Below are 17,564 nucleotides of genomic sequence, written 5' to 3'. Positions count from 1 at the left end.
TAGGTTCGAATGAAACGTCACGCACTCGCGCGGGCCGGTATCTGGCTCACCTCGCTGGCAACCGCCACCGCAATGCTGGCCGGTTGCGCGAGCGGCGGGTCGGGTTCGTCGACCGACGCTTCCGATGTGAGGTCCGGGATCGTGGGGGAGCAGCCGGACGGCGGCGATCCGCAGTCCGGCGGCACGGTCTCGTACGCCACCTACAACGGTGTGAGCAGTCTCGATCCGGCCGACCGCCAGGACGGCGGCGCCACCGGTGGCAGCGAGATGGCGGCGATCTACGACCTGTTGATGCGCTACGACTCCGAAAGCAAGGAGTATCAGCCACAACTCGCGCAGTCGCTGACCGCGAACGCCGACAACACGGTGTGGACGTTGAAGCTCCGGCCCGACGCGAAGTTCAGTGACGCCACCCCGGTCGATGCTGCGGCGGTGCAGTGGAGCATCAACCACTACCTGGAGAAGAAGGGCACCCACACCCAGGTGTGGAAGGCCACCGTCGCCGACGTCGCCTCGCCCGATCCGGCCACCGTGGTGTTCACGCTCAAGCAGGCGTGGAACGAGTTTCCGATCATGCTCACCACCGGACCGGGCATGATCGTGGCGCCCTCGTCGATGGCGACCGGCACCTTCGCCCCGGTCGGCGCCGGCCCGTTCCGGGTCGAGAAGTTCGCCTCCCAGGACGAGCTCGTCCTGACGGCGAGCCCGTCGTACTGGGACGGCAAGCCGCACCTGGACAAGCTGCGCTTCCCGGCCATCGTCAGTGAGCAGGGCAAGCTCGACGCCCTGCACACGGGTGGCGTCCAGGTCGCGTATCTGCGTGGTGCGGAGGCAGTTCACAGCGCCCTCGACTCGGGCGACACCGGTTTCGTCTACACCTTCAACATGGGTGGAGTCGGCCTCATCAACCAGCGTGAGGGTCGAGCGGGCGCCGACGAGCGGGTCCGCAAGGCGATTGTGGCCGGGGTCAACCCCGACACCTTCAACGAGCGCGTCGAGGGCGGGCAGGGCCTGCCCGGCAGCGACATGTTCCAGACGGGGTCCAAGTGGCACGGCGATGTGGCCGGCACCGGCTACGACCCGGAGGCGGCGAAGAAGTACCTCGCGGAGGCCAAGGCCGACGGATACGACGGCAAGCTCACCTACGTCGGGCTCAACGATCCGCAAACCCAGCGCAGCGCACTGGCCTTCCAGTCGATGCTGCAGGCGGTCGGATTCACCGTCGACATCGTCTACGCGACGAGCATCAACGATCTAGTGAAGAAGACATACGCGCAGTTCGACTACGACATCTCGTACTCGGCGTTCAACGTCCTCGACGAGTCGCCGTTCGTGCGCCTGTACGGCAACTTCTTCAGCGGTTCGGCCTCGAACGTCCTCGGGTACAAGAACCCGGAGATGGACGCACTGCTCGGCAACCTGCAGACCGCTCCCACGGACGAGGCCCGACTCGGGGTCGTCGAGGAAATGCAGACCCTCGTGAACGAGACCTCGCCGATGGTCACGGTCAGCACCGGCAAGTTCTTCATCCCGTGGAGCAAGAACGTCCACGGGATCACGCCCAGCGCCGACGGCATCATGCTTTTCGGAAATGCTTGGCTCACCGCGGATTCGGCTTCCTAGCCGGCGATCTGCCCACACGGACAGCAGGGATGCTCATGGATTCAGGAAGGAGGCGGTGCGGAGATGGCGAGAACAGTGATCGATAAGATCGTCGAGTTGATCGTCGTGCTCTTCGTCGTCAGTCTCGGTACGTTTGCGCTCGTGTCACTCATCCCGGGTGATCCGTCCGTCGCGATGCTGGGCGAGGGGCACACACCCGAGGAGTACGCGCAGGCGCGGGCGGACATGGGTCTCGACGACCCCTTCCTCACGCGATACTGGCACTGGTTGTCCGGTGCACTGCAGGGCGACCTGGGGCAGTCGATGGTGCCGCCGCAAGGGCCGGTGACCGAGAGCATCAGCGCCGCAATGCCGGTGAGTGTCCAGCTCGCCGTCATGGGCCTGTTCATCGCGATCGTCGTCGCGGTGCCGTTGGCGATGTGGTCCGCCCGTCACCAGGGTGGCTGGATCGACCGTGCGATCAGCGCCTGCACGTTCGGTGTGCTCTCGATCCCCAGCTTCCTGTCGGGCCTGCTGCTGATCATGGTCATGGTCAACTATCTCGGCTGGTTCCCGCGGTCGCAGTGGGTGCGGGTATCGGAGGGACTCGGCCGGAACCTCTACCACGCAATCCTTCCGGCGATCACGATCAGCCTGCTGGAGATGGCGATGTTCATCCGCATCCTGCGCAGCGACCTGGTCATGACGTTGAAGGAGAACTTCATCCTCGTCGCCAAGGCGAAGGGCATGTCGAATGCCCGACTGCTCTTCAGTGATGCGTTGCGGCCGTCGTCGTTCTCGCTCATCACGATGCTCGGCATCGTCCTCGGTTCGATGATCGGCAGCACCGTGATCGTCGAGACGCTGTTCTCGTTGCCGGGCATGGGGTCGCTGATCGTCCGCGCCGCACAGCAGGGCGACATGCCGATGGTGCAGGGGGCGGTCCTGGTGATCGCTCTCGTCTACGTGGTCGCCAACGGCGTCATCGACATCGCGTACGGATACCTCGACCCAAGGAGCCGACGAGCCCATGTCTGACACGACGACCGACGACATCGAAATGCCGGCCATCACCGGCCGGGCACTCGACGACGCGAACGCGGAGGAGCTGGCGAACGCATCGGATCTCGCCGAGCGCCGCAACCTGTACCGGGTCGGTGCGATCCTCACCGTGGTGGGCCTGATCGCCGCCGGTGTCGGACTCGGGGCCGCGGGAGTGGTGATGGGAGCACGCCTCGCGATCTTCGCGGTCGGGCTCGTGGCGCTCTACATGGGCGTGCGCCGCCTCGGACTGGCCCGCTTCGGATCCGACTTCGATCTGACCTTCATCCTGTCCTGCGCGTGGCTGACGGTGCTCATCGTGGCCGCGGTGATCGCGCCGCTCCTGCCGCTGGCCGAACACGAGGACACCACCAAGACCCTCAGCGCCAAGAGCTACGCCGAACCGAGCCTGTTCTCGGCGCATCCACTCGGCACCAACAACTTCGGCCTCGACATGCTGGCCCGGTCCATCTATGGAGCACGTTCCTCGCTGATCGTCGCGGTTGCCGCGGTCCTGATCGGCATCCTCGTGGGTGGGGCGATCGGCATCATCGCCGGCTACTTCGGCGGCAAGGTCGACCGGATCATCGGGGTGTTCACGAACTCGTTGCTCGCGGTGCCCGCGCTGATCCTGCTGATCGCACTCGCGTCGGTCCTCGAGCCGAACCTGCGCAACATCTCCTTCGCGCTGGCCGTGCTCGCGATACCCAGCATGGTCCGCATCGCTCGTGCCAACACCCTGGTGTTCTCGCAACGTGAATTCGTGCTGGCGGCAAGGGCGATGGGAGCCACGAAGTGGCGGGTCATGGTGCGAGAGATCGCGCCCAACGTCGCGCTGCCGCTCCTCTCGTTGGGCATGGTGATGATCTCGGTGATGATCGTCGCGGAGGCATCCCTGAGCTTCCTGGGGCTGGGCATCCAGCCGCCGTCACCGACCTGGGGAAACATGATCTCCGAGGGTCAGGGCAAGGTGTTCGAGCAGCATCCGTACATCGTTCTGGTGCCGGGCCTGTTCCTGTTCCTGACGGTGTTCTCCTTCAACCTGGTCGGCGAGAAGGCCCAGAAGCGCACGGGCGGAACACGGGAGGTGAAGCTGTGAGTAGCAACGAGCCATTGTTGACGGTGGACAACGTGTACACCAGGTTCCGCACCAAGCGCGGACAGCTCCGCGCCGTGGACGGCGTCTCGCTCCGGCTCGACGCCGGCGAGACCCTCGGGCTGGTCGGCGAGTCCGGGTCCGGCAAATCGGTTCTGGGCCAGACCATCATGGGGCTGGTGTCGACCGACGGGCCCGCCAAGGTGACCGGCAGCGTGCGCTTCATGGGCCGGGACATGCAGTCCCTGACCCGCAAGGAGCAGCAGCAGCTGTGGGGCAAGGACATCGCGATGGTGTTCCAGGATCCGATGTCGGCGCTCAACCCGTTCAAGCGCATCGGAACCCACGTCACAGAGTCCCTCCGCGCGCACCTGGGTCTCGGCAAGGACGAGGCTCGGGCGCGGGCGATCGAACTCCTGCGCAAGGTCCGGATACCCGAACCCGAGCGGCGGATGGATCAGTACCCGCACGAGCTGTCCGGCGGCATGCGTCAGCGCGTAGTGATCGCGATGGCGCTGGCGTGCGACCCGAAACTGACGATCGCCGACGAGCCGACAACCGCGCTCGACGTGACGGTTCAGAAGCAGATCCTCGAGCTGCTCGAATCGTTGCGTGTCGAGTTGGGCATGGCCGGAATCCTCGTCAGTCACGACCTGGGCGTGGTTGCCGGGCAGACGGATCGCGTCGCGGTCATGTATGCCGGACGGATCGTCGAGACGGCGCCCACCCGGCAGCTGTTCGGCAGCCCTCGGCATCCGTACACCGAGGCGTTGCTGGCCGCGGTGCCTCGGCTCGAGCAGGAGCCGCACACCACTCTCGAATCGATCGAGGGTGGCCTGCCGGACATGACGAAGCCGCAGCAGGGGTGCTCGTTCGCGTCCCGCTGCCGCTATGCACAGCAGAAGTGCCTCGAGGTGGTTCCCGAGCTGACGGTGTGCGCCGACACCGCGGGTGCGCGGCACCCGCACGAGGTGGCGTGCCACTTCCCGCTCGGCGGCCCCGAGGCGCAGGACACCGCGGACACCCAGGCGGAGGCCGGTGCCGCGTCGGGCACCAAGGTGAGAGTGGAGAGCATCTGATGACGGCAAGCGGAGTTGCGCAGGCGCGGACGGAGCGGAAGCCGGTCCTGGCGGTCGAGGATCTGGTGGTCGAGTTCCCGGCCGGCCGCAACCAGACGGTGCACGCGGTGTCGGGGATCAGCTTCGACCTCGTGGCGGGCGAGACCCTCGGCATCGTCGGCGAGTCGGGCTGCGGCAAGTCGACCGCGGGACGCGCGGTCCTACAGCTGCCCAAGCCGAAGTCGGGGAGCGTCCGGCTCGACGGGACCGAGCTGACGGCGCTCAGCGCGTCGGAGCTGCGCAAGGTGCGGGCCCAGATGCAGATGATCATGCAGGACCCCATCTCGTCGCTGAACCCGCGCCGCAAGGTCAAGCACCTGGTGACCGAGGGGCCGCGCATCTGGGGTTCGAGGGACCGCGCGAAGCTCGAGGAACGCGCGCGGAACCTGCTCACGGCAGTGGGACTCGACCCGGAGATGGTGTGGGATCGGCTGCCGGGAGAGCTGTCCGGTGGCCAGTGCCAGCGCGTCTGCATCGCACGGGCGATGATGCTCGAGCCGAAGCTGCTGATCTGTGACGAGCCGGTGTCCAGTCTCGACGTGTCGGTGCAGGCACAGATCCTCAACCTGCTCGAGGCCACCAAGAAGCGGTTCGAGTTCACGATGATCTTCATCGCGCACAACATGGCGGTGGTGAAGAACATCAGCGACCGGGTGATGGTGATGTACCTGGGGAAGGTCTGCGAGGTCTCGCCGTCCTCCGACATGGAGAACATTGCGCTGCACCCGTACTCGAAGTTGCTGCTCGCCTCCATCCCGGACCCCGATCGGCACCGGGACGACGTCGAGACGATCGAGCAGATCGAGGGCGACCTGCCCTCGCCGCTGAATCCCCCGTCCGGATGCCGATTCCGGACGCGCTGTCCGCTCGCCACCGAGCGTTGCGCCGCGGAGGAGCCCCAGCTGCGAAATGTCGGCGAAAACCATTACGTCGCTTGCCACAACGTCTGACACCGCCGTCTCGGCGACAGGCGAACGCTTGGAGGATTGTATGGAGAACTTGTTCGACGACCAGGACATGACCGGACTGGCGGCGTCGATCCGGGACGGGGACGTCTCGGCTCGTGAGGTCGTGGAGTTCTCGATCAGCCGCCTCGCGGAGCGCAACCCTGCGGTCAATGCGGTGGTCAGCGAGCGCGCCGAGGCGGCCCTGGCCGAGGTCGACGCCGGTCTTCCGGACGGCCCGCTGCGCGGGATCCCGTTCCTGATCAAGGATCTTCACGCCGATGTGGCGGGCCTGCCGACCAGCAACGGCTCGCGACTGTTCGCGGGACGCGTCGCGCAGCGCGACACCGAACTCGTTGCCCGCTACCGCCGGGCCGGCCTCGTCGTCATCGGCAAGACCAACACCCCGGAGTTCGGCCAGAACGCGAGCACCGAACCGGTCCTGTTCGGGCCGACGCGCAACCCCCGCCGCCTCACGCACGGGGTGGGTGGTTCGTCGGGCGGCGCGGCCGCGGCGGTCGCGGTGGGCATCGCGCCCGCCGCGCACGCCAGCGACGGCGGTGGCTCGATCCGAATTCCGGCGTCCGCCAACGGACTCGTGGGCCTCAAGCCGTCGCGCGGGCGGATGCCGTCGGGCTCGCCGCTCGCGGGGCCGCTGTCGGTGGAGCACGCGGTGACGCGCAGCGTGCGCGATACCGCGCTGCTGCTCGATCTCACGTGCGGTCCCGCCGTGGGTGCGCCGTTCGGCATTGCTCCGCCCGCACGCCCGTACGTGCAGGAAGTCGGTGCCGATCCCGGCAGGCTCCGCATCGGCATCACCACGGTCATGCCGAACGGTGAACCGGTGCACCCGGATTGCGCGGCCGTCGCCTCCGATGTCGGCGTTCTGCTGGAGAAGCTGGGGCACAGCGTCGAGACCGCCGCCCCCGTGTTCCACCCGGACGCGCTCGCGGCGGCCATGCGGTACCTCATGTCCGCTCCGATGGCGGTCGAGATCGACCAGCGTCTGGCCGAACTCGGCCGGGAACTGCGCGACGACGATCTCGAGACGATGGCCCGCGTGCAGTACGACCGCTGCAAGTCGGACTCCGCGACCGATCTCGCGTTCGCGTACACCGAACTCGAGCGGACGGCGCGGGACATCGGCCGGTTCTTCACCGAGTACGACCTGCTGCTCACTCCGTCGCTCGGGGCTCCCACCCCGCCGCTGGGCCTGCTCGACGCGATGAATCTCGAGGCCATGTGGAAGCACGCCGGCATCTACGGTGCGCTGACATCGCCGTTCAACAGCGGCGGTCAGCCCGCGATCTCGCTCCCGCTGGGCAAGGATTCGACGGGTCTGCCGCTCGGTGCCCAACTGGTGGCCGCGCACGGGCGTGAGGATCTGCTGATCCGGATCGCGTCGCAACTCGAGGCGGCGTACCCGTGGAACACCGCCCCGGTGTGGCCCGCGGTCCAGGACTGACCGGCGGTCAGTCTGGCGGCGGCTGGACGGCGGGCGCGGTGACGTCACAGTGCGGTTGGCACGCGACGGACTCGCCCGCCTCCTCCGCTGCCGGTTCCTCGGCCACCGTGCGGCGGGGGATCATCGCTGCCGAGATCGCGGCACCGATCAGCAGTAGTGCGGCGCAGATCAGCATCGCGATCCGGAAGCCCGACCCGAACGCGGCGGGATCGGTGAGCGCCTCGGTGCCGATGCCGGCGAGTCCGGGCAGGGCTGCGACCGCGAGCAGTTGACTCGTGCGGGCCACCGCGTTGTTCACACCCGACGCGATCCCTGCCTGGTCCGACGACACCGAGCCGAGCACGGCCGCGGTGAGGGGCGCGACGAGCGCGGCCAGGCCCAGGCCGAACACCAGGACAGCGGGCAGGACCTGCGTCGGATACGACGCGTCGGGGCCGATCCGCAGCATCAGCAGCAACCCGGCGGCGGCCAGCAGCGGACCCACGGTCATCGGGATCCGTGGCCCGTGGACCTGCGCCCACCGGCCGGCCCGCGACGACAGCAGCAGCATCAGGATCGTGATCGGGAGCGATGCGACACCCGCCGCCAGCGGGGAGTACCCGGACACGATCTGCAGCTGCAGCAGCAGCAGGAAGAACACGCCCCCGAGCGCGGCGTACACCGCGAAGGTCACGAGGTTCGCGGCCACGAACACCCGCGACGCGAACAGTGAACTCGGCACGAGGGGATACCGGGCGTGGCGCTCGACGAGCACGAACGCCGCGAACAGCGCGATCCCGGCGACGCTCATCCACGCCGTCTTCTCGATCAGCCCGTACGTGAGGGCGCCGAGCGCGAGCGCCGCCAGAATCGATCCTGCGAAGTCGAGTCGCTCGGGCGGGTGCGGGTCCCGGGTCTCCGGAACGTGCCGCGCCGAGACCCACACGACCGCGACCGCGAGCGGGAGGTTGATGAGGAACACCGACCGCCAGCCCGCGACCTGGACCAGCCACCCGCCCAGCAGCGGTCCGACGGCGGCCGCCACCCCGCCGAGCCCGGACCACATTCCGATCGCGGCACCCTGGTCGTCGTCCTCGAACGATGCCGAGATGATCGCGAGACTGCCCGGTGTCAGCAGCGCCGCACCGACTCCCTGCAGGAGCCGGGCCGCGACGAGCGTCGTGACGTCCGGAGCCAGCGCGCACAGCCCCGAGGCGACCGCGAACCACACTGTTCCCCAGATGAATACGCGACGACGTCCCCATCGGTCGCCGAGTGCGCCGCCGAGAAGGATCAGCGACGCGAGTGTGAGGGTGTAGCCGCTGAGCGTCCACTGCACGCCCGCGACCTCGGCCCCGAGGTCCTCGGCGATGCGTGGCAGCGCGACATTGACGACAGTGCCGTCGAGCATCGCGAGCGAGGATCCGAGGACGGTGGCCGTCACGACCCACCGGCCCCGCGCCGACTTCAGGTGAAGCGCCGGAGCGGTCATGTCTTCGATGGTGCGCCTCTGATCGGGGTGACGGGAACCCCCGACCGATGGCCGCGGTTCATGAGGGGACTGTGAGAGTTCACCGGTCACCCGCCCGGATCGCCGCATTCGGTGTGTGTGTCGGGCTACCGTGCCCCGATCGGATTCACAGGCGAACGAGGGGGGAACGGCATGTACTCGACGTGGGGCGAAGCGAAGCGGGTCGGGCGAGCGGCGGCAGTCGGAACGATGTGTATTGCGGCTCTTCTGCTCTCGTCGTGTTCCGGCGAGACGGACCCGGAACTGCCCGTCCCGATCACGACCACCCCGGTCACATCGACACAGCCGCCGGTCGCCGCGCCCACGCCGGCGGAGCTGAACGCCAACCTCGCCCGCGCGTTCGACGCCGGCATCCCGGCGGCCGACAAGATCACGCTCGTCCAGGGCGCCGCGGCCGATCCGCAACTGATCGACCAGGTGGTGGCGGCCGCGAAGGCGAACAAGGCGGTGGTCGAGGTCGTCGACGTGACGGATCTCGGCGACGGCTCGGTGGTCGCGACGGTGGCCATGCGCCTCGACGGTCAGCCCACCCCGGAGAGCGTCATGAACTTCGTGGCGGAGGACGGAGTCTGGAAGCTGTCGCAGGACAGCGCGTGCGGCATCGTGAGCGTGGCTGGGCTGACATCACCCGCCTGCGGGTGAGCGGCGAGAACATCTCGGAATCGTCGAGGCGGGTGATCTGACACGCGCTCGACGGCATCCCTCCCGGCGTACCGTGAAAATGTCGGGGCAGGGTGACGGAAGTGACGGTTCGATGACGCTCGCCGTACGTGGCATGGTCGGGAACCTGCCCATGGCGCTGACCAGTTTCGTCGGCCGTCGTCGCGAGTCGAGCGAGGCGCGGCGGCTGCTGTCCACCGCGCGCCTGGTGACACTGACCGGGATCGGCGGGGTCGGTAAGACCAGGCTCGCGCTGCGGGTGGCCGAGGATTCGCGAAGGGCCTTCGGTGACGGTGTGCGGCTGGTCGAACTCGCCGAGGTCCACGACCCGGAGTCGCTGAAGGATACGGTCGCGATTGCCGTCGGGTTGCGGGTCCGCGCCGCACGGCCGCCGCTGGACATGCTGGTCGAGTACCTGGCGTCGCGTCGGCTCCTGTTGGTGATGGACAACTGCGAGCACCTGGTGGGGGCGGTCGCGGCGCTGTGCGAGGCGCTGTTGCGGAGGTGTTCCCACCTTCGGATTCTGGCGACGAGTCGCGAACCCCTGGGAATCGGCGGGGAGGCGATCCTGCGGGTTCCGCCGTTGACGGTCCCGGATCCGCAGCGCGCACCACCGTTGGACGGGCTTCCCCAGTACGAGGCGGTCACGTTGTTCGTCGAGCGCGCCACGGCCGCCGTTCCCGAGTTCCGGCTCACCGAGGAGAACCGGGGCGACGTCGTCGGGATCTGCCGGCAGCTGGAGGGTCTGCCGTTACCGATCGAACTGGCAGCGGCGCGATTGCGGGCGATGTCCGCGGCGCAGATCCTGGACCGGCTGACCGACCGCTACCGGTTGTTGAACAGGGGCAGCCGTTCGGCGCCGACTCGACAGCAGTCGCTGCGTGCGTGTGTCGACTGGAGCCACGACCTGTGCTCGGAGCAGGATCAGATGCTGTGGCGCCGGTTGGCGGTTTTCGCAGGCAGCTTCGAGTTGGACGCAGCCGAGGGCATCTGCTCCGAGGGCTCCGCCGAGGACGAGCTGTTGGACGGCGTCGCGTCTCTGGTCGACAAGTCGATCTTGATCCGGGAAGAGCCGGGCATTGCCGTGAGGTACCGGCTGTTGGAAACGATCCGCGACTACGGACAGGAGAAACTACGTGAGTCCGGCGAGCATCTGGCGTTCGTGCGGAGGCACCGGGACTGGTACGAGCGGCTCGTGTCGCGGGCCGCGGACGAGTGGATCAGTCCCCATCAGGTGGAGTGGATCGCTCGGCTCGAACGCGAGCAGCCGAACCTGCGCGACGCGCTGACGTTCAGCATCGCCGGGAACGAGGAGGAAGCCGCCGCCGGGCTGCGGATGGCCACCGCGTTGTATCCGTTCTGGCTCTCCCGCGGTCGGCTCAGCGAGGGGCGGCGCTGGCTCGAGCGCGCGCTGGCGCGCCCGACCGCGGCCGAGACGGCGGATCGTGCCAGGGCGCTGTACGCGTGCAGCGCTCTCGCCGCGATGCAGGGCGATGTCGAGGGCGGGATGGCCCGCGTGCAGGAGGGGCGCGAACTCAACCTGGGGCACGACGATGCCGTGTCGGATGCCTTCATCACACACGTCGAGGGACTGCTGGCACTCGCGGCCGGTGACTTCGATCGGGGGGTCGCGTGTTTGGAAGCGAGTCTCGAAGTCTTCCGTTCGGAGGGCATGCGGATGCAGGTCGTCGAGGACCTGGCGGGTCTCGGGTTGGCCACTGCATTGCTCGGTGAGGCGGAGCGGGCGGCGGCGTGGCACGCCGAGGTGCTCGCCATCACCGAACCCTGTGGTGAGGCGGTCTTCCGGACCTACTCGTTGTGGGCCACGGGCATGGCGGAGTTGCAGCGGGGCGACCCCGCGCACGCGGTCGCATTGTTCGAGAAGGGGCTGCGATTGACCCGGTCGGTGGACGATCCGCTGAGCGCCGCGTGGTTCCTGGACGTGATGGCATGGATCGCTGCCGCGGCCCAGGAGTTCGGGCGTGCCGCCACGCTGAGGGGGGCGGCCATGGCGATGTGGCAGATTGTGGACGGTCCGACGGTCAGATTTCCCAGCCTGCTCGTTCACCGCGACGAGTGCCGGCGCCAGATCGTCGGTGCGATCGGCGAGCGAGGGTACGAGGCGGCGCTTCGCCGCGGCCGGGAACTGACTTTCGAGGGCGCGGTTTCATTCGCACTCCGGGAAGAGCCCGCGGCCGTCGAACCCGAGCCCGCCGCCACAGCGACGAGTCTGACCCGACGCGAGCGACAGGTCGCCGATCTGGTGGCGCAGGGGCTCACCAACAAGGCGATAGCCGAGCAGTTGGTCATCTCTCCGCGCACCGCCCAGGGGCACGTCGAGCACGTGCTGACCAAGCTCGGCTTCACCTCACGGACGCAGATCGCGGCTTGGATCGTCGAGCGGACCAGGGACGAATCCCTGGATCAAGACTCGTCGATCGAATGACCGTTCAACGGGAGGACCTCTGGAACAGCAGCTTTCGCGGCGCGAGATTGGAGGGTCGAGCGGGGGCGCATGTACAGCCCGCATACGTGCCCCGCAGAACGAAAGGACTCACCATGACCTCAGTGTCCTCAGGGGACGCCGACACCACCGACGAGATCCGAATCATCGAGACGGGAGCGCCCCCGGCGCGATTCGCCCGCGGCTGGCACTGCCTCGGTCTCGTCGCCGACTTCAAAGACGGCAAGCCGCACTCCGTGCAAGCCTTCGGCACCAAGCTCGTCGTGTTCGCCGACAGCAAGGGCGATCTGAAGATCCTCGACGCATACTGCCGCCACATGGGCGGCGACCTGAGCCAGGGCGAGATCAAGGGCGACACCGTCGCGTGCCCGTTCCACGACTGGCGCTGGGCCGGCAACGGCAAGTGCACCGACATCCCCTACGCCCGCCGGGTGCCGCCGGTCGCCAAGACCCGCGCCTGGACCACCACGGAGCAGGACGACCTGCTGTTTGTGTGGAACGATCCCGAGGGCAACCCGCCGCCGCCGGAGGTCGCGATCCCCGCGATGCGCACCGGTGACGCCGAGTGGACCGCGTGGCAGTGGAAGTCGATCGTCATCGACACCAACTGCCGCGAGATCGTCGACAACGTCGTGGACATGGCGCACTTCTTCTACGTGCACTACTCGTTCCCCACCTACTTCAAGAACATCTTCGAGGGCCACGTCGCGATCCAGGAACAGAAGGGCGTCGGCCGCGACGACGTCACCGAGTGGACCGACCCGGATGTCCCGAAGCTGGTGGGCAACACCTCCGTCGCCGCGTACCACGGGCCGTCGTTCATGATCGACGACCTCGTCTACCACTACGACAAGTACGACGTCGAGTCCGTGCTGATCAACTGCCACTACCCGATCTCCCCGAACCAGTTCGTGCTCATGCACGGCATCTCGGTGAAGAAGACCGAGCAGGTCCCGGCCGAGATCGCCGACCAACTGGTGGACGCGATGATCGGCTACATCGGCATCGGGTTCGAACAGGACATCGAGATCTGGAAGAACAAGACCCGCATCGACAACCCGCTCCTGACCAACGAGGACGGCCCGGTCTACCAGCTGCGCCGGTGGTACGAGCAGTTCTACGTCGACGTCGCCGACGTCACCCCGGACATGGTGGACCGCTTCGAGTTCGAACTCGACACCACCAAGCCCGTCGATGCATGGAAGCTCGAAGTCGCCGACAACCTCGCCCGCCGCGCCGCTGCGGAAACGGTGTAGCGGTGGAGCCCGTCGACTGCGACCGATGCGGTTGCCATGTCCTCGTGACGAAGAACAGCTGGCAGCACACTTCGGTCCAGTGGACCGCCGAGGCGCGGGCGGCGTGTCGGGAACTGGGTGGCGGTGCCACCGATCCGGCATCGCTGGCGCGTAGCTGCCCGGCGATGCAGGACTCCATCGCCCGCGCGGCCGTCGAGGGGCGGATCTCCGTCGTCGACGAGTGATCTCGTGCGCCCGGGCCGGATCACCGGCCCGGGCACACGTGATCTCGTCAGCGACAGTGCGGCCGGTCGACCGACCAGAACCGACCGCTACTGTTTTCCTGCCGGACACCTTGCCGTTCTCGGATCGTTGCCGGGTCACGTGAATATTACTCACAGAGATTCGAGCTGGTCGGAAGCGAAATCGACTGTCTTGCAGAATCTCTGCCCGGATCTTGCGTACTCTCGTGAGCGCCGTGCAGCACATCGGACGCGCAAAGAGCGCGTACATACACATTCACTGTGAGGAGTTTTGACATGGGTTCTTCCGACGCTGATCTCGCCCTGATCAAGCAGATCCAGCCGGTCGTCAGCGGCATCGGTGGCCTTCTTTCGGGCGTTGCCGCAGTCCTTGGCCTGGTCGGCGCGCTGAACGCCTTCAGCTGAACGACTGTCGAACCACACCTCCGTTCCACACCCCGGCCGAGTCGCCGGGGGTGGACGGAGGTTGTCGGCATTCGTCCTGACAGCCGCTGCCGCTGTCACTCGGACGGAAACAGAAAGCGCCCCATCGTCTTTGGAGAGACGACGGGGCGCTTTGCCGTGATCGGGTCGGGGACTACTTGTAGCTGTAGAAGCCCTGTCCGACCTTCTTGCCCAGGTGCCCGGCGTCGACCTTGCGGCGCAGCAGGGCCGGCGGCGCGTAGTTCGGCTGTCCGAACTCGGCGTACAGCGACTCGGCGGCGGCCAGTGCGACGTCGAGGCCGACGGTGTCGAGCAGCGTCAGCGGGCCCATCGGGTAGCCGCAGCCACCCTTCATCGCGTCGTCGATGTCCTCGGCGGTCGCGTAGCCCGACTCGAGCATGCGGACGGCGTCGCACAGGTACGGGATGAGCAGCGCGTTGACGATGAAGCCCGCGCGGTCACCGGCCCGGACGGCCTTCTTGCCCAGGGTGTTACGGGCGTAATCCGTGACGGCCGCGACGGTCTCTTCGGACGTGACCAGGCTGACCACGATCTCCACCAGCGGCATGACCGGCACCGGGTTGAAGAAGTGGACACCCACGACCTGCGACGGACGCTGCGTGGCGTTCGCGATCTTGATGACCGGGATCGAGGAGGTGTTGGTCGCGAGGATGCCCGACGGCTTCACGATCTTGTCGAGCTTGCCGAAGATCTCGGCCTTGAGCGCCTCGATCTCCGGGGCAGCCTCGATCACCAGATCGCGGTCCGCGAACTCCTCGATGTCGAGGGTCACGCGCACCCGTGCGATGGCGGCGTCCGCCTCCTCCTGGGTGATCTTGCCGCGGGCGACGCCGCGGTTGATCGAGGTCGCGATCCGGGCCTGGGCGGCCTCGGCGAACTCCTGCTTGGTCTCGAGAATCAGGACCGAGCTTCCGGCCTTGGCACAAACCTCGGCAATGCCGGCACCCATCGTGCCGCCGCCGATTACACCAACTAGCTCCACAGTTGAATCTCCACTGTCGTCTCTTCACGACGCCCGACGGGCGACGTGCTGTCGAGGATCATTCTGCTATCCGGGGACCCGGATCGGTCACCCCGCATCCGTCACCCCGGCGTCGGAAGCACCGATGCCGGGGTGACGGATGTCGTGGGTGTCGTCGAACCGTCAGCTGCCGAGGCTGCCACCTCCGAGGCCACCACCTCCGAGGCCACCACCTCCGAGGCCACCACCTCCGAGGCCGCCCAGACCGCCGGTCCCGCCGCCTCCCTGACCGCCCATGAGGGCCATCAACTGGGCCAACACGTCCACCAGATCCCCGAGAATGCTGATCGATCCCATGTGTACCAACTCCTCTGCGTCGGCCACGGCACCGGCCCCCGAACGGCCTGCCTACTGCAGATCCCGGATCGAACCGTGCTGTCACCTACTGCGGCACCCCAGGTGCTACACCCTCATTGAACGCCGGGGACCTCGAGCTGTGGAACCGTCGCAGCGAAACCGTTCGTTATTTGAGCAGTGCGCGTGACATCACGACGCGCTGGATCTGGTTGGTGCCCTCGTAGATCTGGGTGATCTTGGCGTCGCGCATCATGCGCTCGACCGGGAAGTCGGTGGTGTAGCCGGCGCCGCCGAACAGCTGGACAGCGTTGGTGGTGACCTCCATCGCGACGTCCGACGCGAGGCACTTCGCGGCCGCGGAGATGAAGCCGAGGTTCTTCTCGCCGCGCTCGGCGCGAGCCGCCGCGGTGTAGACCATGAGGCGGGCCGACTCGATCTTCATCGCCATGTCGGCGAGCATGAACTGCGTGTTCTGGAACGACGCGATGGACGTGCCGAACTGCTTGCGGTCCTTGGTGTATGCCAACGCGGCATCGAACGCGCCCTGCGCGAGACCGAGCGCCTGCGCACCGATCGTGGGACGCGTGTGGTCGAGGGTCTCGAGTGCGGTCTTGAAGCCGGTGCCGGGCTCGCCGATGATGCGGTCACCCGGGATGCGGCAGTTCTCGAAGTACAGCTCGGCCGTGGGGGAGCCCTTGATACCCAGCTTGTGCTCGAGCGGTCCCACGACGAAGCCCTCGTCGTCCTTGTGCACCATGAACGCGGAGATGCCGTTGGCACCCTTGTCGGGGTCGGTCACGGCCATGACGGTGTACCAGGTGGACTGACCGCCGTTGGTGATCCAGCACTTGGAGCCGTTGAGGATCCAGCTGTCGCCGTCCGCCTTCGCGCGGGTACGCATCGCGGCGGCATCGGAGCCGGCCTCACGCTCGGACAGTGCGTACGACGCCATCTTGCCGCCGGCGATGTCCGGGAGCACCTGCTGCTTGAGCTCCTCGGAACCCTTGAGGATCAGGCCCATCGTGCCGAGCTTGTTGACTGCGGGGATCAGCGAGGACGAACCACAGACGCGGGCGACTTCCTCGATCACGATGCACGTGGCGACCGAGTCGGCGCCCTGGCCGTCGTACGCCTCGGGGACGTGGATGGCATTGAATCCCGATGCGACGAGGGCTGCCAGAGCTTCTTCGGGGAAGCGGGACTTCTCGTCGACTTCCTTCGCGTACGGCGCGATCTCCTTCTCGGAGAGAGCGCGGATCGCGGCCCGCAGCTCGTCGTGCTCCTCGTTCAGCTGGAAGAGGGGGAAATCGGGATTGCCGGCCATGGGGACGCTCCTCGGTTGTGCGGGACGGTCGGTTGAGACGGTCGGCTGGCACCGAGTGACTGGGGCACTCAGTGCCAGGTTCGCGTCGTCGTGCTGTGGCGTACCTCTCGACATGTTTCAGCCGATCGCGCACGTGGGTCCACGAATGGCCCCAGTCAAGCATGGCACTAAGTGCCAGTCAAGGGTTGGTGGGTGAGGGTCCGGTCTCGGTGGCCTCGAGCTGCAGGCGCACCCGACGGGCCACCTCTGCGGGCGGCGTTCCCGGCGGATAGGTCACCACCGTCACGGCGTCGGTCGGGCGGGTATTCGTCGAGTCCGTCGACGTCACGGCGGTGGCGGTCGTGTCGCGCGTGCCGGCTCCGAATTTGCGCCGGATCTCGAGCAGCGCGCGCTGCAGTTCCTCGGAGGTTGCATTCTCGTCGCCGCGGATCATCGCTCGCAGCAGATAGTTGTGGCACGCCGTCACGCTCGCCGCGAACCCGACGACGTCCAGCGGCTTCGCGGACGGGACGGCGCCACGCAGGTGGTCGGTGAACAGGCGCTCGTAGCGGTAGCCGGTGACGAGTTCCCGGTCGCGGAGCGCGGGCACCCGCTGGACCACCTGGTAGCGGCGCACCGACAGCTCGCGGTTCTCACGGAACCGGTTGAAGACCAGGCGGGCGGCCTCGCACACCGCCATCCACGGATCCTCGGTGGTGCCCGAGAGGTAGTCGGCCGCCTGCTCGAGCAGTGATTCGTGATCGGCGAAGATCACGTCCTCCTTCGACCGGAACTGCCGGAAGAACGTGCGCCGCGAGACGCCCGCGGCAGCAGCGATCTGGTCGACCGTGGTGGCCTCGTAGCCGTGCTCGGCGAAGAGCCGGATGGCCTGGGTCGCGACATGGACTCGGAAGTCCGCAGGATCGCCGTTGCTGTCGGGTCCGGTGCCCTCGACGCGCTCACTCATGCGTGCCAGTATCCATGCCCGATCCGGTCCGGCCGATCGTCCACCTGCACTCCCGGCCGGTCCGTCCACCTTGTCTGACCTGCCGATCTGGACCGCAGCCACGCGGCGGGCGGATACTGCACATAGGCGCTGCC

16 protein-coding genes are annotated in these 17,564 nt (G+C 67.5%); 11 read left to right on the top strand and 5 right to left on the bottom strand.

Going from position 1 to position 17,564, the window contains the following annotated elements; translation table 11 throughout:
* The first annotated feature begins 9 nt into the window (after positions 1 to 9).
* From HUN07_RS24520 to HUN07_RS24495, 6 genes are all read left to right on the top strand, one after another.
* The gene (locus HUN07_RS24520) at positions 10 to 1,623 is read left to right on the top strand and encodes an ABC transporter substrate-binding protein (RefSeq protein WP_114722108.1); all 1,614 of its coding nucleotides are present in this window, start codon (positions 10 to 12) and stop codon (positions 1,621 to 1,623) included.
* Between the two features lie 63 nt (positions 1,624 to 1,686).
* The gene (locus HUN07_RS24515) at positions 1,687 to 2,640 is read left to right on the top strand and encodes an ABC transporter permease (RefSeq protein ID WP_174913622.1); all 954 of its coding nucleotides are present in this window, start codon (positions 1,687 to 1,689) and stop codon (positions 2,638 to 2,640) included.
* Complete coding sequence (locus HUN07_RS24510) at positions 2,633 to 3,742, top strand: ABC transporter permease (protein ID WP_114722106.1); 1,110 nt, start codon at positions 2,633 to 2,635, stop codon at positions 3,740 to 3,742. The genes HUN07_RS24515 and HUN07_RS24510 overlap by 8 nt, the downstream gene beginning before the upstream one ends.
* Positions 3,739 to 4,818 carry an ABC transporter ATP-binding protein gene (locus tag HUN07_RS24505; RefSeq protein WP_174913619.1) on the top strand — a complete coding sequence of 360 codons (1,080 nt, stop codon included), beginning with the start codon at positions 3,739 to 3,741 and terminating at the stop codon, positions 4,816 to 4,818. The genes HUN07_RS24510 and HUN07_RS24505 overlap by 4 nt, the downstream gene beginning before the upstream one ends.
* On the top strand, positions 4,818 to 5,807 hold the full coding sequence (locus HUN07_RS24500) for an ABC transporter ATP-binding protein (protein ID WP_114722104.1): 990 nt from the start codon (positions 4,818 to 4,820) through the stop codon (positions 5,805 to 5,807). The genes HUN07_RS24505 and HUN07_RS24500 overlap by 1 nt, the downstream gene beginning before the upstream one ends.
* A 40-nt stretch (positions 5,808 to 5,847) precedes the next feature.
* Complete coding sequence (locus HUN07_RS24495) at positions 5,848 to 7,266, top strand: amidase (protein WP_174913616.1); 1,419 nt, start codon at positions 5,848 to 5,850, stop codon at positions 7,264 to 7,266.
* 7 nt (positions 7,267 to 7,273) lie between these two features.
* On the opposite strand, the gene HUN07_RS24490 is transcribed toward HUN07_RS24495, so the two are convergent.
* Entirely contained in the window at positions 7,274 to 8,737 is a 1,464-nt protein-coding gene (locus tag HUN07_RS24490) for an MFS transporter (protein WP_174913613.1), read from the bottom strand.
* Positions 8,738 to 8,965: 228 nt separating this feature from the next.
* Here HUN07_RS24490 and HUN07_RS24485 point away from each other — a divergent pair, with 228 nt between their 5' ends.
* The 5 genes from HUN07_RS24485 (at position 8,966) to HUN07_RS27320 (ending at position 13,803) form a co-directional block, all read left to right on the top strand.
* The gene (locus tag HUN07_RS24485; RefSeq protein ID WP_174913611.1) at positions 8,966 to 9,418 is read left to right on the top strand and encodes a hypothetical protein; all 453 of its coding nucleotides are present in this window, start codon (positions 8,966 to 8,968) and stop codon (positions 9,416 to 9,418) included.
* 112 nt (positions 9,419 to 9,530) lie between these two features.
* A complete protein-coding gene (locus HUN07_RS24480; protein WP_174913608.1) occupies positions 9,531 to 11,882 on the top strand; it encodes an ATP-binding protein in 2,352 nt (783 codons plus the stop codon).
* A gap of 113 nt (positions 11,883 to 11,995) precedes the next feature.
* Positions 11,996 to 13,156: a Rieske 2Fe-2S domain-containing protein gene (locus HUN07_RS24475; RefSeq protein WP_174913605.1), complete on the top strand. Its 1,161-nt coding sequence runs from the start codon at positions 11,996 to 11,998 to the stop codon at positions 13,154 to 13,156.
* A 44-nt stretch (positions 13,157 to 13,200) separates the two neighbouring features.
* Positions 13,201 to 13,380 (top strand): hypothetical protein, encoded by a 180-nt coding sequence (locus HUN07_RS24470; RefSeq protein ID WP_254622665.1) that lies wholly within the window; start codon positions 13,201 to 13,203, stop codon positions 13,378 to 13,380.
* A 294-nt stretch (positions 13,381 to 13,674) separates the two neighbouring features.
* Complete coding sequence (locus HUN07_RS27320) at positions 13,675 to 13,803, top strand: hypothetical protein (protein WP_258557907.1); 129 nt, start codon at positions 13,675 to 13,677, stop codon at positions 13,801 to 13,803.
* 172 nt (positions 13,804 to 13,975) lie between these two features.
* Here the strand turns inward: HUN07_RS27320 and HUN07_RS24465 are convergent, their stop codons facing one another.
* The 4 genes from HUN07_RS24465 to HUN07_RS24450 form a co-directional block, all read right to left on the bottom strand.
* Positions 13,976 to 14,824 (bottom strand): 3-hydroxybutyryl-CoA dehydrogenase, encoded by an 849-nt coding sequence (locus HUN07_RS24465; RefSeq protein WP_114722098.1) that lies wholly within the window; start codon positions 14,822 to 14,824, stop codon positions 13,976 to 13,978.
* A gap of 162 nt (positions 14,825 to 14,986) precedes the next feature.
* Positions 14,987 to 15,160 carry a hypothetical protein gene (locus HUN07_RS24460; protein WP_174913599.1) on the bottom strand — a complete coding sequence of 58 codons (174 nt, stop codon included), beginning with the start codon at positions 15,158 to 15,160 and terminating at the stop codon, positions 14,987 to 14,989.
* A gap of 166 nt (positions 15,161 to 15,326) precedes the next feature.
* Positions 15,327 to 16,484, bottom strand: coding sequence for an acyl-CoA dehydrogenase (locus HUN07_RS24455; protein WP_174913596.1), 1,158 nt, complete (start codon positions 16,482 to 16,484; stop codon positions 15,327 to 15,329).
* Between the two features lie 178 nt (positions 16,485 to 16,662).
* On the bottom strand, positions 16,663 to 17,430 hold the full coding sequence (locus HUN07_RS24450; RefSeq protein ID WP_114722096.1) for a TetR family transcriptional regulator: 768 nt from the start codon (positions 17,428 to 17,430) through the stop codon (positions 16,663 to 16,665).
* Positions 17,431 to 17,564: the final 134 nt, after the last annotated feature.

It is taken from the genome of Rhodococcus sp. W8901, from assembly GCF_013348805.1.
Classification (GTDB): Bacteria; Actinomycetota; Actinomycetes; order Mycobacteriales; family Mycobacteriaceae; genus Prescottella.
Note: the sequence above shows the minus strand (reverse complement) of the source record. Positions and strands in the feature narration are given on the sequence as shown.

Excerpts from the sequence above, each read along its gene's own strand:
- HUN07_RS24520 (WP_114722108.1), top strand. The coding sequence starts at position 10 with ATGAAACGTCACGCACTCGCGCGGGCCGGTATCTGGCTCACCTCGCTG.
- HUN07_RS24515 (WP_174913622.1), top strand. The coding sequence starts at position 1,687 with ATGGCGAGAACAGTGATCGATAAGATCGTCGAGTTGATCGTCGTGCTC.
- HUN07_RS24510 (WP_114722106.1), top strand. The coding sequence starts at position 2,633 with ATGTCTGACACGACGACCGACGACATCGAAATGCCGGCCATCACCGGC.
- HUN07_RS24500 (WP_114722104.1), top strand. The coding sequence starts at position 4,818 with ATGACGGCAAGCGGAGTTGCGCAGGCGCGGACGGAGCGGAAGCCGGTC.
- HUN07_RS24495 (WP_174913616.1), top strand. The coding sequence starts at position 5,848 with ATGGAGAACTTGTTCGACGACCAGGACATGACCGGACTGGCGGCGTCG.
- HUN07_RS24490 (WP_174913613.1), bottom strand. The coding sequence starts at position 8,737 with ATGACCGCTCCGGCGCTTCACCTGAAGTCGGCGCGGGGCCGGTGGGTC.
- HUN07_RS24485 (WP_174913611.1), top strand. The coding sequence starts at position 8,966 with ATGTGTATTGCGGCTCTTCTGCTCTCGTCGTGTTCCGGCGAGACGGAC.
- HUN07_RS24480 (WP_174913608.1), top strand. The coding sequence starts at position 9,531 with ATGACGCTCGCCGTACGTGGCATGGTCGGGAACCTGCCCATGGCGCTG.
- HUN07_RS24475 (WP_174913605.1), top strand. The coding sequence starts at position 11,996 with ATGACCTCAGTGTCCTCAGGGGACGCCGACACCACCGACGAGATCCGA.
- HUN07_RS27320 (WP_258557907.1), top strand. The coding sequence starts at position 13,675 with ATGGGTTCTTCCGACGCTGATCTCGCCCTGATCAAGCAGATCCAGCCG.
- HUN07_RS24460 (WP_174913599.1), bottom strand. The coding sequence starts at position 15,160 with ATGGGATCGATCAGCATTCTCGGGGATCTGGTGGACGTGTTGGCCCAG.
- HUN07_RS24455 (WP_174913596.1), bottom strand. The coding sequence starts at position 16,484 with ATGGCCGGCAATCCCGATTTCCCCCTCTTCCAGCTGAACGAGGAGCAC.
- HUN07_RS24450 (WP_114722096.1), bottom strand. The coding sequence starts at position 17,430 with ATGAGTGAGCGCGTCGAGGGCACCGGACCCGACAGCAACGGCGATCCT.